Origin of the sequence: Enterobacter sp. 725m/11 (assembly GCF_011683705.1) — a bacterium.
GTDB lineage: Bacteria > Pseudomonadota > Gammaproteobacteria > Enterobacterales > Enterobacteriaceae > Enterobacter > Enterobacter bugandensis.
The window spans coordinates 17,261-31,125 of record NZ_JAAQOK010000051.1; the positions used below are offsets into that span (position 1 = coordinate 17,261).

At 56.1% G+C, this 13,865-nt stretch carries 14 protein-coding genes and 1 pseudogene; 8 read left to right on the forward strand and 7 right to left on the reverse strand.

What is annotated here, in order from left to right; translation table 11 throughout:
- Positions 1–83: 83 nt before the first annotated feature.
- On the reverse strand, positions 84–1,358 hold the full coding sequence (locus HBA26_RS18770; RefSeq protein WP_049138533.1) for an MFS transporter: 1,275 nt from the start codon (positions 1,356–1,358) through the stop codon (positions 84–86).
- A gap of 194 nt (positions 1,359–1,552) precedes the next feature.
- On the opposite strand from HBA26_RS18770, the gene HBA26_RS18775 reads away from it, so the two are divergent.
- On the forward strand, positions 1,553–3,175 hold the full coding sequence (locus tag HBA26_RS18775; protein ID WP_100170966.1) for an isovaleryl-CoA dehydrogenase: 1,623 nt from the start codon (positions 1,553–1,555) through the stop codon (positions 3,173–3,175).
- On the opposite strand, the gene HBA26_RS18780 is transcribed toward HBA26_RS18775, so the two are convergent.
- From HBA26_RS18780 to bsmA, 3 genes are all read right to left on the reverse strand, one after another.
- Complete coding sequence (locus HBA26_RS18780) at positions 3,172–5,103, reverse strand: methyl-accepting chemotaxis protein (RefSeq protein ID WP_048957687.1); 1,932 nt, start codon at positions 5,101–5,103, stop codon at positions 3,172–3,174. The two genes, HBA26_RS18775 and HBA26_RS18780, sit on opposite strands and share 4 nt — an antisense overlap.
- A gap of 171 nt (positions 5,104–5,274) precedes the next feature.
- Positions 5,275–5,550 (reverse strand): DUF1471 family protease activator YjfN, encoded by a 276-nt coding sequence (yjfN, locus tag HBA26_RS18785; protein WP_028015262.1) that lies wholly within the window; start codon positions 5,548–5,550, stop codon positions 5,275–5,277.
- A gap of 148 nt (positions 5,551–5,698) precedes the next feature.
- Positions 5,699–6,028, reverse strand: coding sequence for a biofilm peroxide resistance protein BsmA (bsmA, locus tag HBA26_RS18790; protein WP_028015263.1), 330 nt, complete (start codon positions 6,026–6,028; stop codon positions 5,699–5,701).
- A 137-nt stretch (positions 6,029–6,165) separates the two neighbouring features.
- Between bsmA and yjfP the strand changes: the two genes are divergently transcribed.
- Positions 6,166–6,888 (forward strand): esterase, encoded by a 723-nt coding sequence (gene yjfP, locus HBA26_RS18795; protein WP_048957686.1) that lies wholly within the window; start codon positions 6,166–6,168, stop codon positions 6,886–6,888.
- Here yjfP and ulaR read toward each other — a convergent pair.
- Together ulaR and ulaG are read right to left on the reverse strand one after the other, a co-directional pair.
- Entirely contained in the window at positions 6,885–7,640 is a 756-nt protein-coding gene (ulaR, locus tag HBA26_RS18800) for an HTH-type transcriptional regulator UlaR (RefSeq protein ID WP_024907324.1), read from the reverse strand. The two genes, yjfP and ulaR, sit on opposite strands and share 4 nt — an antisense overlap.
- Positions 7,641–7,750: 110 nt before the next feature.
- On the reverse strand, positions 7,751–8,815 hold the full coding sequence (gene ulaG, locus HBA26_RS18805; RefSeq protein ID WP_006810379.1) for an L-ascorbate 6-phosphate lactonase: 1,065 nt from the start codon (positions 8,813–8,815) through the stop codon (positions 7,751–7,753).
- A gap of 358 nt (positions 8,816–9,173) precedes the next feature.
- On the opposite strand from ulaG, the gene ulaA reads away from it, so the two are divergent.
- Genes ulaA through HBA26_RS18835 form a run of 6 tightly spaced genes read left to right on the forward strand, consistent with a single transcriptional unit; the run spans position 9,174 to position 13,581 of the window.
- Entirely contained in the window at positions 9,174–10,574 is a 1,401-nt protein-coding gene (gene ulaA / locus HBA26_RS18810) for a PTS ascorbate transporter subunit IIC (protein WP_028015265.1), read from the forward strand.
- 12 nt (positions 10,575–10,586) lie between these two features.
- Entirely contained in the window at positions 10,587–10,892 is a 306-nt protein-coding gene (gene ulaB / locus HBA26_RS18815; protein WP_003856022.1) for a PTS ascorbate transporter subunit IIB, read from the forward strand.
- 9 nt (positions 10,893–10,901) lie between these two features.
- Positions 10,902–11,369, forward strand: a complete 468-nt coding sequence (gene ulaC, locus HBA26_RS18820; RefSeq protein WP_045259633.1) for a PTS ascorbate transporter subunit IIA — start codon at positions 10,902–10,904, stop codon at positions 11,367–11,369.
- Positions 11,370–11,381: 12 nt separating this feature from the next.
- Complete coding sequence (gene ulaD, locus HBA26_RS18825; protein WP_023334265.1) at positions 11,382–12,032, forward strand: 3-keto-L-gulonate-6-phosphate decarboxylase UlaD; 651 nt, start codon at positions 11,382–11,384, stop codon at positions 12,030–12,032.
- A gap of 9 nt (positions 12,033–12,041) precedes the next feature.
- Complete coding sequence (locus HBA26_RS18830) at positions 12,042–12,902, forward strand: L-ribulose-5-phosphate 3-epimerase (protein WP_063154916.1); 861 nt, start codon at positions 12,042–12,044, stop codon at positions 12,900–12,902.
- A complete protein-coding gene (locus HBA26_RS18835; protein WP_126345998.1) occupies positions 12,895–13,581 on the forward strand; it encodes an L-ribulose-5-phosphate 4-epimerase in 687 nt (228 codons plus the stop codon). The genes HBA26_RS18830 and HBA26_RS18835 overlap by 8 nt, the downstream gene beginning before the upstream one ends.
- Positions 13,582–13,720: 139 nt before the next feature.
- On the opposite strand, the pseudogene yjfY reads toward HBA26_RS18835, so the two are convergent.
- Positions 13,721–13,865: pseudogene (gene yjfY, locus HBA26_RS18840) on the reverse strand (DUF1471 family protein YjfY); the annotation flags it as partial.

Consider the following 13,865-nt stretch of genomic DNA (forward strand, 5'->3'; position numbering starts at 1 on the left):
GGCCGTCCAAAGGACGGCCTTTAGTGTTTTCTCCCTCTCCCCGTGGGAGAGGGCCGGGGTGAGGGCACCAGACGGTGACAACCTCACTCCTCTAACGACCGTAAATGGTCATCCTTCCTGAGCGTCATCAGCGCGAAAATACTCACCACCGCCGTTGCCATCACGTAATAGGCCGGAATGTCCAGGTTGCCCGTCTGCTTAATCAGCCCGGTAATGATTAACCCCGCACAGCCCGAAAAAATCGCGTTCGATAACGAATAGGCCAGCCCCAGTCCCGTATAGCGCACGCGCGTCGGGAACATCTCAGACAGCATCGCCGGGCCCGGCCCCGCCAGCATGCCCACCAGACCGCCCGCAATCAATACCACTATCGCTTTCACCGCCAGCGTACTGGATTCCGCCTGCAAAATTTTCAGCAGCGGCAGGGCAAGGATCAGCAGGAGCACGGTGGCGATAATCATCACCGTTCGCCGCCCGATCCTGTCGCTCAGCATTCCCGACGGAATGATGGTGAGCGCAAACCCAATGTTAGAAATCACCGCTATCAGCAGCGCCTGATTAAACCCGGTGTGCAGCGCAGACTGCAGATAGGTCGGCATGATCACGAGGTAGGTATACCCCGCCGCGGACCAGACCATCACGCGGCCAATGCCCATCAGGATGGTTTTGAGCGTGGCGGAAGTACTGGCCTGAGCAATGAACGCTTTTTCCTTCTGCTGCACAAAGCTCGGCGTCTCTTCCATGCTCACCCGCAGCCATAGCGCGACCGCGCCCATCGGCAGGGCAAGGAAGAATGGAATGCGCCAGCCCCAGTCGTGCAGGGCTTCAGGCGTGAGGAGGGTAGAGAGCAGCGCGACAATACCTGCGCCCGCTAACAGCCCGAGCGCCACGGTAAAGGACTGCCACGCGCCGTACAGACCGCGCTTGCCGCGCGGGGCGAACTCCGTCATCAGTGAGACCGCACCGCCGTACTCGCCGCCCGCGAACAGACCCTGCAGGATGCGCAGCAGCGTAACGATCAGCGGCGCAGCAATGCCGATGCTGGCGTAGACGGGCACGATGCCGATGGCCGTGGTGGCGAGCGTCATTAACACCAGCACAATAATCAGCGTCGGTTTTCGGCCTATCCTGTCACCAATGCGGCCAAATACCACCGCACCCAGCGGACGGAAGAAGAAGGCAATGGCAAACGAGGCCCAGGTGAGGATCAGACTGGTCAGTCCCGCCTCTCCCTCAAGCTGGAAGAAGTTCTTCGCAATCACGGTCGCCAGAAAACCGTAGACCGCAAACTCATACCACTCGATAAAGTTACCAATGGAGCCTGCAATTAATGCACGCTTGTGCGCGTCCTGTTGCATAACGATCCTCACAAAGACGGGTTAAGAATAAATTATTCAACATAAGCGAAGTAATGAAATAGTTTATTCTTATGTTCTGTGAGCTATTTCACGAATGATATCAGCGGGATCGCCATCGTGTGACCTCACTCCCATGCAGCGTTCATACGGTCTGTCCATACTTACCTTCATTGCCACTGAAGGAGGGAGACAGCATGCACTGGCAGACCCATACCGTTTTTAATCAACCAGCCCCACTCTCTAACAGCAACCTTTTCCTCTCTGACTGCGCCCTGCGCGACGCGGTTGCGCGCGAGGGTGCCGAGTGGGATATGGATCTTCTTGCCAGCATCGGACAGCAGTTAGGCACGGCGGAGTCGCTGGAGCTGGGCAGGCTGGCGAACGTGAATCCGCCGGAGCTATTACGCTACGACCCCACGGGTGAGCGGCTGGATGACGTCCGCTTTCATCCGGCATGGCACCTGCTGATGCAGGGGCTCTGCGCTAACCGGGTACATAATCTGGCATGGGAGGAAGAGGCACGAAAAGGGTCTTTCGTCGCCAGGGCCGCGCGCTTCGTGCTCCATGCTCAGGTAGAAGCGGGGACGTTATGCCCGGTGACCATGACCTTCGCCGCCACGCCGCTGTTGCAGCAGTCGCTGCCCAAACCGTTTCATGAATGGTTAACGCCGCTGATGAGCGACCGTTACGATCCCCATCTCGCGCCGGGTGGGCAAAAGCGCGGCCTGCTGATCGGCATGGGAATGACGGAAAAGCAGGGCGGCTCGGACGTGCTCAGCAACACCACCAGAGCGGAAAAATGCAGCGACGGCAGCTACCGTCTGGTGGGCCACAAGTGGTTTTTCTCCGTGCCGCAGAGCGATGCGCATCTGGTGCTGGCGCAGGCGAAAGGCGGTTTGTCATGCTTCTTTGTCCCGCGTTTCTTACCCGACGGACAGCGCAACGCCGTACGGCTGGAACGTCTGAAAGACAAGCTCGGCAACCGCTCGAACGCCAGCAGCGAGGCGGAGTTCCTTGATGCCTCCGGCTGGCTGCTGGGTGAAGAGGGAGAAGGCGTGCGGCAAATCCTGAAGATGGGCGGGCTGACGCGCTTCGACTGCGCGCTGGGCAGCCACGGGCTAATGCGCCGGGCGCTTTCCGTGGCGCTGTACCACGCCCATCAGCGTCAGACCTTCGGCAAAAATCTTATCGATCAGCCGCTAATGCGTGAAGTGCTAAGCCGTATGGCGCTGGTGCTGGAGGGGCACACGGCGCTGCTGTTCCGTCTGGCCCGGGCGTGGGATAACCGCACCGACCCGCAGGAGGCCGCCTGGGCGCGGCTTTTTACCCCGGCCGCAAAATTCAGCGTGTGCAAAGCGGGCATTCCGTTCGTGGCGGAGGCGATGGAGGCACTCGGCGGGGGCGGGTACTGCGAGGAGAATGAACTTCCACGCCTGTATCGCGAGATGCCGGTGAACAGCATCTGGGAAGGATCGGGCAATATCATGTGCCTGGACGTGCTGCGGGTGCTGGCGAAGCAGTCAGGTATCCACGACCTGCTTGCCGACGAGTTTGCCCAGGTCAAAGGGCAGGACAGACACTTTGACCGCAGCTGGCGGCAGCTTCAGCAAAAGCTGCGTAAACCGCAGGAGGCGCAGGGGAGGGAGATAGCTCAGCAGCTCTTTTTGCTGGGGGCCGGCAGCCAGATGCTGCGGCACGCATCGCCGCCCGTGGCGCAGGCGTGGTGCCGCATGATGCTGGATACCCGTGGCGGTACGCTCATGAATGAGCAGGTGCAAAGCGATCTGCTGCTGCGCGCCACGGGCAGGGTTGGCTAGCGTTTAAGCTGGAACAGGCTGACCAGTTGGGTAAGGTGTGACCCTTTCTCGCGCAGCGTGCGTGCGGTTTGCTCGCTGCGTGAGATGCGATCGGCATTGATATGCGACGCTTCGCCAATGTGGGTCATGGCAAGATTGACCTGGCCGATCCCCGCGGACTGCTCGCGTGACGCGTGGTTAATCTCCGTGACCAGCTGGCTGATGTTGTCGATATGAACGATGATGGAATCCATCGCCAGACGCGTCTGTTCAGACAGCGCGTGGCCTTCGCCCACTTTTCGCAGGGTATCGCCAATCAGATGTTCAATCTCCTTCACCGCGTTGGCGCTTCGACCTGCCAGGGCGCGAACTTCCTGCGCGACCACGGCAAAACCTTTTCCATGCTCGCCTGCGCGTGCCGCTTCTACCGCCGCATTCAGCGCCAGAATATTAGTCTGGAACGCGATGGACTCGATCACGCGGGTGATGTCTTCGATACGTTTTGACGCTTCGCGAATGTCGTCCATGGTGGCAACCGCATGGGTCACCGTTTCACCACCCTGATGAACCGCGCGCGAGGTTTCACCTACCAGCTGCTGCGTTTGCTCCATGTTGGCGGCATTTTGCTGCACGGTCGCGGCCAGTTGCTCCATGCTGGCGGAGGTCTCTTCAACGCTGCTGGCCTGCTTGTTGATCTGCTCGGAGATGTCTCCGGTATCGGAGGCCAGCGCATTGGTGCCCAGATGGATCTCGCCCGCGGCCTCGCGGACCTGCAGGACAATTTTTTGTAGCCCATCGCCGATACCGTTAATGGCTTCAACCAGCTGGCCAACCTCATCCTGGCGGGTCACGGGCAGGCTGGAGCGTAGATCGCCCGCGGCATACTGGCGGGCAAGGTCAATCACGTTACGCAGCGGACGGGTCAGCATCCGGCGAATAAGCACCACAAACAGGCCCGCGAAGAGGACAGACAACGCTACGCCGGCCAGCAGGAAACGGTCGCGCATAGCGTTAACGCTTGAGAGCAGGACTGATTTATCCACTTCACCGACGATGGTCCAGTTCCAGCCGGGCAGCGGCGTATAGGCCATTTTCAGCGTGCGACCGTCGTCGCTTACGCGTTCCAGCGAGCCTGAGGAATCGCTCAACAGCTGCTGTTGGGTGGCGCTATCCCACTTCGGCAGTTTTCCCTCTTCGCTGGCGTGGAACAGATACTGACCGCGCGTTTTGCCGTTGCTGCGGTCCAGCACGAAAAAGTGCCCGCTCTCGCCCAGGCGGCGGTTGAGGATTTTCTCGCGCATGACATTCCAGGAGTGAGTGATATCCACCCCAACGAAGATGATCCCGATAACCTGACCTTCACTGTTCTTCACGGGCTGGTACTGGGTTATGTAGCGCTTGCCAAACAGGAGCGCCAGGCCGCGGTACACCTCGCCTTTCGTGACGGAGGCAAACGCCGGGCTGCTCGTGTCCAGAACCGTCCCCATAGCGCGATCGCCATTCTCTTTGCGCAGGGAGGTGGCAACGCGAATGAAGTCGTTACCGCTGCGAACAAACAGCGTTGAGATCGCTCCCGTACGGCTCAGAAAATCATCAGAAAACGTTGTATTTTCATGGAGTTCAGCGTCGCCCCCTTTCAGCAGGGGAACGGCGAGCCCGTTTATGGTCCGGGTCTGCTGAGTATCGACGCTAAACGGCTGGGGCAGAAATGTTGTAAACAGTCTGGTGTAGCTTTCGACTTCTTCGCTCAGGCTGGTATTAAACATCTGCACCATGTCGACCATACCGGTGGACTGATTATGCAGATCTTCTACCGCGAGGGCTTCAAGCTGCTGGCTGGCTTTTTGGCTGAGCAGGAAAGTGAAAAGCAGAAACAGCGTGGCGACACTGACGCCCGTCAGCAGCGACAGCTTTGTTCCAAGGCCCGCACGGCGGAAAACATTGATCATAAATTGCTCATCATTGAAAAGGTATGGTTCTTCAACGGCAGAGCGGAGATTACGTTTACTGAATTAATGTAACAAAATGTTATTTTATTGTTTTAGAGTGGTTTTAAATTAGATAAAAAATTTGCAAAAACGAAAAGCCACTAAAAATAAGTGGCTTTTATCAGGAAGGATTTATACGTAGAGAATGGCCTGTACCCGCCACTGGTCGATATGGTTATCTTCCTGCATCTGGATGATGCGATACCATGATGCGCCCTGTTCATCGGCCTTTAATGCCACGATACGTTCAACGTCTTGCGGGCTCCCCGGAATGTTATTGACGGAGATCTGGCCTATTTCATTCAGACCTGTTACGCAATCCGCACTGGCGAATTCTGCTGACTGCGCGGTGGTGCTCACCAGGCCTGCAGAGAGCAACAGAGAGGTCAAAGCAAGAGTTCGTTTCATCGTCAGCTCCATTTCACATATTTCCGGTATCCGCCGGGCAATCCTTCGCGAATAAACTCCCATTCCTTGTCGCTGGCATGGAGTTTATTGTGGACAGGAAAATGTCTATGGACGCAAAGCAGTGTAAATGTCGTTCAAAGGTAAACCATTATTTCCGGTACAAAATGGCTTGTGAATACCACTGTCCCGTTATGATGGTTTCGTCGATCATAATAATGACGTAATAATCTGCTTTGGCAGCGACGGCTTGTGCCTTTATTGCGTCTTCTGCGTCATCCGGCGAACCGCGAACGAGCGCGGAGACGGTGCCCATTCGCTGTAATCCTTCCGTCTGATTACGACGAATCTCCTGCGGATGATCGGCAACCGGGGGAGCGGGTTGCGGTGTACCCTGCAGTGCGCTACAGCCGCTGAGCAGAAACACCAGCAATAAAGCAGCAAACCTGTGCATAACCATATCTCGTTTCCTGTTAGCCATAGTGTAGTTGTCTGCGAATTTAGTTTTGGGGGAATGTTCCCGAAGTGTTATCTGGGACGTAATTTTCGAATGAAAATAGCGTCAAACCGTAATCCAGTTCTCAACATTATGAATCATTCATTCGTACAGGGTCGACAATGATTGAAATTGAAATACGCCATCTCGGCGACCATGAAATTTTACACGCTGTGCCGGCAGGGAAACGTGATAAATCGCTGCCTGTTGTGGTTTTTTATCATGGGTTTACCTCATCGAAACTGGTTTACAGTTATTTTGCAGTGGCGCTGGCTCAGGCGGGTTTTCGCGTGGTAATGCCGGATGCGCCTGACCACGGCGCGCGCTTTACGGGCAATGAGCGGGCGCGACTGGGGCAGTTCTGGCACATTCTGCACGGCAGCCTGACCGAGTTTGCCGGGTTGCGCGATGCGCTCTATGAGGCAGGGCTGGTGGCCGATAATCGGCTGGCGGTGGCCGGGGCGTCGATGGGCGGCATGACGGCGCTGGGGATTATGACGCATCATCCTGACGTGCGATCTGTCGCCTGTCTGATGGGCTCGGGCTATTTTACCTCGCTGGCGAAGACGCTTTTCCCCCCTCAGGATTTAACGGAAATTACGCCGATGCTGGCAGAGTGGGAAGTGACCCGGGCATTGCCGCGTCTGGCCGATCGCCCGCTGCTGCTATGGCATGGTGATGCGGACGATGTTGTCCCGCCCGATGGAACCTTCCGCCTGCAGCAGGCGTTAAAGAATGAAGGACTGGACGCTAATCTGACCTGTTTGTGGGAAACAGGCGTCCGCCACCGCATCACGCCAGCGGCGCTGGACGCCACGGTGGCGTTTTTCCGCAAGCATCTTTAAACGCGCAGGACTTTCACTCCTTGATCTTCCAGCTTCTGGAGGATCTCGGGATTCGCCCCTTTGCCGGTGATCACCATGTCGATCTGTTCTGCGCGGCTGAACAGCATGCCTGCGCGTTCACCGACTTTGCTGCTGTCGACCAGCACAACGAGCTTGCCCACCACGTTGAGCATGTTTTGTTCCGCCATCGCGGTCAGCATATCGGTTTTATACAGGCCGTCAGCGGTCAGGCCTTTGCCGCTGGTAAACATCCAGTGCCCGGCGTAGAGACTGTTTTCGCTGTCCTGCGGGCTGAGCGTGATGGACTGGCTTTTGTTGTACTGGCCGCCCATGATCACCACGCTTTCATGTTCCTGATCGATCAGGTAGTTAGCCAGCGGCAAATAGTTGGTAATGATTTGCACCGGCTTGCCGCACATTTCACGGCCCAGCAAAAACGCCGTGGAGCCGCAGTTGATGACGACGCTCTCACCGGGGTTCACCAGCTGTGATGCCGCTCTGGCAATCCTTACCTTTTCATCGTGATTCTGCGCCTGATGAATATTCATCGGCGACCAGCGTGGACGCTGCTGGCTGATGGCTTCTGCGCCGTTGCGGACTTTTTTCAGCTTGCCGCTCTCATCCAGCTTGTTGATGTCTCGCCGCGCGGTGGCGGGGGAGATCCCTAAACGTTCGATCACTTTCTCGACGGTGATAAACCCTGTTTGCGCCAGGAGTTCCAGTAAAATTTGATGCCGTTGCGCTTCCGTCATGAGCTATTCCGATAAGAATTGATTTGAAAAGATGATATTTGAAATAGCGTGAAATTACTAAAATAAATATGAAATCGCCAGACACAGGGTCTGGCGATGTGGCCTCACAATCAGAGGAAGGATTTGAACGGGAGATCTGGCTCAATGGTGAAGCAATCATCGAAGCCGCGCGGGTAGTGATACTCGAGATTGTCTTTGTCCAGCGGCCAGGTGAACTTGCCGCCTACCTGCCAGATAAAGGGCTTGAAGCCGTACTTCAGGCGGTCTTTTTTCATCTCCCACAGCACGCGGATCTCTTGCGGATCGGCCTGGAAGTTTGACCAGATATCGTGGTGGAACGGGATCACTACTTTGGTGTTGAGCGCTTCCGCCATGCGCAGCATATCGGCGCTGGTCATTTTGTCCGTAATACCGCGCGGGTTTTCCCCGTACGAGCCCAGCGCCACGTCAATCTGATGTTCGTTGCCGTGCTTCGCGTAATAGTTAGAGTAGTGGGAATCACCGCTGTGATACAGGGAGCCGCCCGGCGTCTTGAACAGGTAATTCACCGCACGCTCGTCCATGCCGTCTGGCAGTACGCCAGCAGCCTTCTGGTCGGCCGGCAGGGTAATCAGCGCGGTACGGTCAAAGGCATCCAGCGCGTGGATTTCAATGTCTTTAATTTTCACCACGTCGCCAGGCTTCATCACGATGCAGCGCTCTTTCGGCACGCCCCAGCCAATCCAGAGATCTACGCAGGTTTGCGGCCCGATAAACGGTACGTCGTCCGCGCAGTTTTGCATCACCGCTGCCGCCACGTTCACGTCGATATGGTCGTTGTGATCGTGAGTAGAAAGCACGGCATCGATCTGGCGAATGGCAAAAGGATCAAGCACAAACGGCGTGGTGCGCAGGTTCGGCTGGAGCTTTTCCACGCCGGCCATACGCTGCATCTGGTGGCCTTTTTTCATCAGCGGGTTACCGTGGCTCTGTTTGCCGGTGCCGCACCAGAAATCGACGCAGATATTGGCGCCGCCTTCAGATTTCAGCCAGATACCGGTGCAGCCCAGCCACCACATTGCAAACGTGCCAGGAGCAACCTGTTCCTGCTCGATCTCTTCGTTCAGCCAGCTACCCCACTCCGGAAAGGTGCTCAGAATCCATGATTCACGGGTAATGGTTTTCACTTTACTCATCGTTTTGACTCCTGGTTTAATCAAAAGTAATCACATGGTGATTTGTTATGATTAATGCTGGCACTATTTGACGTGCTTTGCAATGGTCAAAATGCGGAATTTTATCTGCGCGACTTCACGGACTCTCCACTCTTTACTTGTTAGATTATCCTGCATTAAACATTAATTTGATGAATTATAAGGATTAATTTATTTTTGTGGTGCGGTAGTGAAAATCATTGCTAACAGCATGGAAATAAATTGCGTGATGCGTCACAAATAATCAAATGCAATCTTGTGGTGATTATTTGTGATTAATAGAGTGATGGCACCAACCGCACAGGGATTGCCCCTTGTGTTCTCATTTCTGGAGAGAGTTATGGAGATCCTCTACAACGTCTTTACCGTTTTCTTTAATCAGGTAATGACCAACGCCCCGCTGTTGCTGGGTATCGTGACGTGCCTGGGGTACATCCTGCTGCGCAAAAGCGTCAGCGTGATTATTAAAGGCACCATCAAAACCATTATCGGTTTCATGCTGTTGCAGGCGGGGTCAGGCATTCTGACCAGCACGTTTAAGCCGGTCGTCGCCAAAATGTCGGAAGTGTATGGCATCAACGGCGCTATCTCTGATACCTACGCCTCAATGATGGCGACCATCGATCGCATGGGTGATGCCTATAGCTGGGTGGGATATGCGGTGCTACTCGCGCTGGCGCTGAACATCATTTACGTGCTCCTGCGCCGCATTACCGGCATTCGCACCATCATGCTCACCGGGCACATCATGTTCCAGCAGGCGGGGCTGATCGCGGTTTCTCTCTATATCTTCGGTTACCCAATGTGGACCACGATTATCTGCACCGCGGTGCTGGTCTCGCTCTACTGGGGTATCACCTCCAACATGATGTACAAGCCAACGCAGATCGTGACCGACGGCTGTGGCTTCTCCATCGGTCACCAGCAGCAGTTTGCTGCCTGGATTGCCTATAAAGTTGCGCCGTACCTGGGCAAAAAAGAGGAGAGTGTCGAAGACCTCAAACTGCCTGGATGGTTGAATATCTTCCACGACAACATCGTCTCAACGGCGATTGTGATGACCCTCTTTTTCGGCGCCATTCTGCTCTCTTTCGGCATTGACGTCGTGCAGGCGATGGCGGGTAAAACCCACTGGACGGTCTATATCCTGCAGACCGGTTTCTCCTTCGCGGTAGCGATTTTCATCATCACTCAGGGCGTGCGTATGTTCGTCGCCGAGCTGTCGGAAGCCTTTAACGGCATCTCTCAGCGCCTGATCCCTGGTGCGGTACTGGCGATTGACTGTGCGGCTATCTATAGCTTTGCGCCAAACGCCGTCGTCTGGGGCTTTATGTGGGGCACCATCGGCCAGTTGATTGCGGTGGGCATCCTGGTGGGCTGCGGCTCCTCAATCCTGATCATTCCGGGCTTTATCCCGATGTTCTTCTCCAACGCCACCATTGGTGTGTTTGCGAACCACTTCGGCGGCTGGCGCGCGGCGCTCAAGATCTGTCTGGTGATGGGCATGGTGGAAATCTTCGGTTGCGTGTGGGCGGTCAAGCTCACCGGTATGAGCGCCTGGATGGGCATGGCTGACTGGTCAATTCTGGCACCGCCGATGATGCAGGGCTTTGCCTCCGTCGGTCTGGCCTTTATGGCCGTCATCATCCTGATTGCTCTGGCTTATATGTTCTTCGCTGGCCGTTCGCTGCGAGCTGAAGAAGATGCGGAAAAACAAACAGCAGAAGTGTCTGCTCATTAAGGAGTTTCGATTATGACCGTACGTATCCTGGCTGTGTGTGGCAATGGGCAAGGTAGCTCCATGATCATGAAGATGAAAGTGGACCAGTTTTTGACCCAGTCAAACATCGACCACACGGTGAACAGCTGCGCAGTGGGTGAATACAAAAGTGAACTGAACGGCGCGGACATCATCATCGCTTCAACTCATATTGCCGGTGAGATTAGCGTGTCGGGCAACAAATATGTGGTAGGCGTGCGCAACATGCTGTCGCCTGCGGATTTCGGGCCAAAACTGCTGGAAGTGATCAAAGAACACTTCCCACAAGACGTGAAGTAAGGACGCCACATGAAACTACGTGATTCGCTGGCAGAGAATAACGCCATCCTTTTACAGGCCGACGCCAGCACCTGGCAGGAAGCGGTGAAGCTGAGTGTGGATCTGCTGGTTAAAGCGGACGTTGTCGAGCCGCGCTATTACCAGGCCATTCTGGATGGCGTGGCGCAGCACGGCCCCTATTTCGTGATTGCGCCGGGCCTGGCCATGCCGCACGGCCGCCCGGAAGAGGGCGTCAAGAAAACCGGTTTTGCACTGGTGACGCTGAAAACGCCGCTGGTGTTCAACCACGAAGATAACGACCCGGTCGACATTCTCATCACCATGGCGGCCGTTGATGCCAACACCCACCAGGAGGTGGGCATCATGCAGATCGTCAACCTGTTTGATGACGAAGCCAATTTTGACCGTTTACGCGCCTGCCGCACCGCGCAGGAAGTGCTGGATTTAATTGATAACGCCACTGCGGCGGCCGTTTAAGAGGAATTGAACATGTCATTACCAATGTTGCAAGTTGCGCTGGATAACCAGACGCTGTCTCACGCTTACGAAACCACCCGCCTGATTGCGGAAGAGGTGGATATCATCGAAGTGGGGACCATTCTGTGCGTGGGCGAAGGTGTGCGCGCCGTTCGTGACCTGAAAGCGCTCTATCCGCACAAAATCGTGCTGGCGGATGCCAAGATTGCTGACGCAGGCAAAATCCTTTCCCGCATGTGCTTTGAAGCCAACGCCGACTGGGTCACCGTGATCTGCTGTGCGGATATCAACACCGCCAAAGGCGCGCTGGACGTGGCAAAAGAGTTTAACGGCGACGTGCAGATTGAACTGACCGGCTTCTGGACCTGGGAGCAGGCGCAGGAGTGGCGCGATGCGGGCATCCAGCAGGTGGTGTATCACCGCAGCCGCGATGCGCAAGCCGCAGGCGTGGCGTGGGGCGAAGCGGATATCAGCGCGATTAAGCGTCTGGCGGATATGGGCTTCAAAGTCACCGTCACCGGTGGCCTGGCGCTGGAAGATCTGCCGCTGTTCCAGGGCATCCCTATTCACGTCTTTATCGCTGGCCGCAGCATTCGCGACGCGGCATCTCCGGTGGAAGCTGCGCGTCAGTTCAAACGCTCAATCGCTCAGCTTTGGGGTTAAGGAGCGGGTATGTTGTCAAAACAGGTCCCGCTTGGCATTTATGAAAAGGCACTCCCTGCAGGGGAGTGCTGGCTGGAGCGGTTACGGCTGGCAAAACAGCTGGGTTTCGATTTTGTCGAAATGTCCGTGGATGAGACGGATGTGCGCCTTTCTCGCCTGGACTGGAGTCGCGAGCAGCGCCTGGCGCTGGTGGGCGCCATTGCCGAAACCGGCGTGCGCGTGCCGTCCATGTGTCTGAGCGCCCACCGCCGTTTTCCGCTCGGCAGTGAAGACGATGCCGTGCGCGCTGAAGGGCTGGAGATCATGCGCAAAGCCATTCGTTTTGCGCAGGATGTCGGCATCCGCGTGATCCAGCTGGCGGGTTACGACGTCTACTATCAGGAAGCCAACGACGAAACGCGCCGTCGTTTCCGTGACGGCCTGAAAGAGAGCGTTGAGATGGCAAGCCGCGCGCAGGTCACGCTGGCGATGGAGATCATGGACTACCCGTTGATGAACTCCATCAGCAAGGCGCTGGGCTATGCGCACTATCTGAATAACCCCTGGTTCCAGCTTTATCCGGATATCGGCAATCTGTCGGCCTGGGATAACGACGTGCAGATGGAGCTGCAGGCGGGCATCGGGCATATCGTGGCGGTGCACGTCAAAGATACCCGCCCTGGCGTGTTTAAAAACGTACCGTTCGGCACCGGGGTGGTGGATTTCGAACGGTGCTTCGAGACGCTCAAACAGACAGGGTATTGCGGGCCTTATCTGATTGAGATGTGGAGCGAAACGTCAGACGATCCGGCTGCGGAAGTGGCAAAAGCGCGGGACTGGGTGCGCGAGCGTATGGCGCGCGCGGGGTTACTGGAGGCTGAACATGCTTAAGCTGAAACAGCAGGTCTTTGAGGCCAATATGGATCTGCCGCGCTATGGCCTGGTAACGTTCACCTGGGGCAACGTGAGCGCCATCAACCGTGAACAAGGTCTGGTTGTGATCAAGCCGAGCGGCGTGACGTATGAAACCATGAAAGCGGACGATATGGTGGTGGTCGACCTCGAAGGAAACGTCGTTGAGGGCAAATGGCGTCCTTCTTCTGATACGGCGACCCATCTGGCGCTGTACCAGCGTTATCCATCGCTGGGTGGCGTTGTGCATACCCACTCCACGCACGCCACCGCCTGGGCACAGGCGGGGCTGGCGATTCCGGCGCTGGGAACAACGCATGCGGACTACTTCTTTGGCGACATCCCCTGCACGCGCGCATTAACGCAGGCTGAAGTAGAAGGGGAGTACGAACGCAACACCGGCAAGGTGATTATTGAAACGCTGGGTGAAACTGAACCGCTGCATACGCCGGGTATTGTGGTCTATCAGCACGGCCCGTTCGCCTGGGGAAAAGATGCCCACGACGCCGTTCATAATGCGGTTGTCATGGAGGAAGTGGCGCGCATGGCGTGGATTGCCCGCGACATTAATCCACAGCTTCAGGGCATTGACGATTACCTGATGAACAAGCATTTCATGCGCAAGCACGGCCCGAATGCCTACTACGGGCAGAAGTGAATAAGTGCTCTGGAATACCGAAAAACAGTTGTAACCGGTGGTATTCCGGAGCCATTCACAAAAAAAGCCCCCGGACAGGGGGCAACGTCAACTATGGCTATGTTCTCGTTGTTGGCTTTCCTGGTGCTAGCGTTAAGGGTTACCGGTAGATATCTGCACTGGCGTGCATATTGCCGTTGCTGCCGGGCTCACGGGTTAACATCACGTGGTAATAGGTTGCGCCCTGGGCATCGGTCTCTTCATTTAGTGCCCGATCTGCTTCGCTTTCAGTGGCGAAATTATGA

What these genes read in the sequence shown, in the direction of transcription:
- HBA26_RS18770 (WP_049138533.1), bottom strand. Translation starts at nt 1,358, where the DNA reads ATGCAACAGGACGCGCACAAGCGTGCATTAATTGCAGGCTCCATTGGT.
- HBA26_RS18775 (WP_100170966.1), top strand. Translation starts at nt 1,553, where the DNA reads ATGCACTGGCAGACCCATACCGTTTTTAATCAACCAGCCCCACTCTCT.
- HBA26_RS18780 (WP_048957687.1), bottom strand. Translation starts at nt 5,103, where the DNA reads ATGATCAATGTTTTCCGCCGTGCGGGCCTTGGAACAAAGCTGTCGCTG.
- yjfN (WP_028015262.1), bottom strand. Translation starts at nt 5,550, where the DNA reads ATGAAACGAACTCTTGCTTTGACCTCTCTGTTGCTCTCTGCAGGCCTG.
- bsmA (WP_028015263.1), bottom strand. Translation starts at nt 6,028, where the DNA reads ATGGCTAACAGGAAACGAGATATGGTTATGCACAGGTTTGCTGCTTTA.
- yjfP (WP_048957686.1), top strand. Translation starts at nt 6,166, where the DNA reads ATGATTGAAATTGAAATACGCCATCTCGGCGACCATGAAATTTTACAC.
- ulaR (WP_024907324.1), bottom strand. Translation starts at nt 7,640, where the DNA reads ATGACGGAAGCGCAACGGCATCAAATTTTACTGGAACTCCTGGCGCAA.
- ulaG (WP_006810379.1), bottom strand. Translation starts at nt 8,815, where the DNA reads ATGAGTAAAGTGAAAACCATTACCCGTGAATCATGGATTCTGAGCACC.
- ulaA (WP_028015265.1), top strand. Translation starts at nt 9,174, where the DNA reads ATGGAGATCCTCTACAACGTCTTTACCGTTTTCTTTAATCAGGTAATG.
- ulaB (WP_003856022.1), top strand. Translation starts at nt 10,587, where the DNA reads ATGACCGTACGTATCCTGGCTGTGTGTGGCAATGGGCAAGGTAGCTCC.
- ulaC (WP_045259633.1), top strand. Translation starts at nt 10,902, where the DNA reads ATGAAACTACGTGATTCGCTGGCAGAGAATAACGCCATCCTTTTACAG.
- ulaD (WP_023334265.1), top strand. Translation starts at nt 11,382, where the DNA reads ATGTCATTACCAATGTTGCAAGTTGCGCTGGATAACCAGACGCTGTCT.
- HBA26_RS18830 (WP_063154916.1), top strand. Translation starts at nt 12,042, where the DNA reads ATGTTGTCAAAACAGGTCCCGCTTGGCATTTATGAAAAGGCACTCCCT.
- HBA26_RS18835 (WP_126345998.1), top strand. Translation starts at nt 12,895, where the DNA reads ATGCTTAAGCTGAAACAGCAGGTCTTTGAGGCCAATATGGATCTGCCG.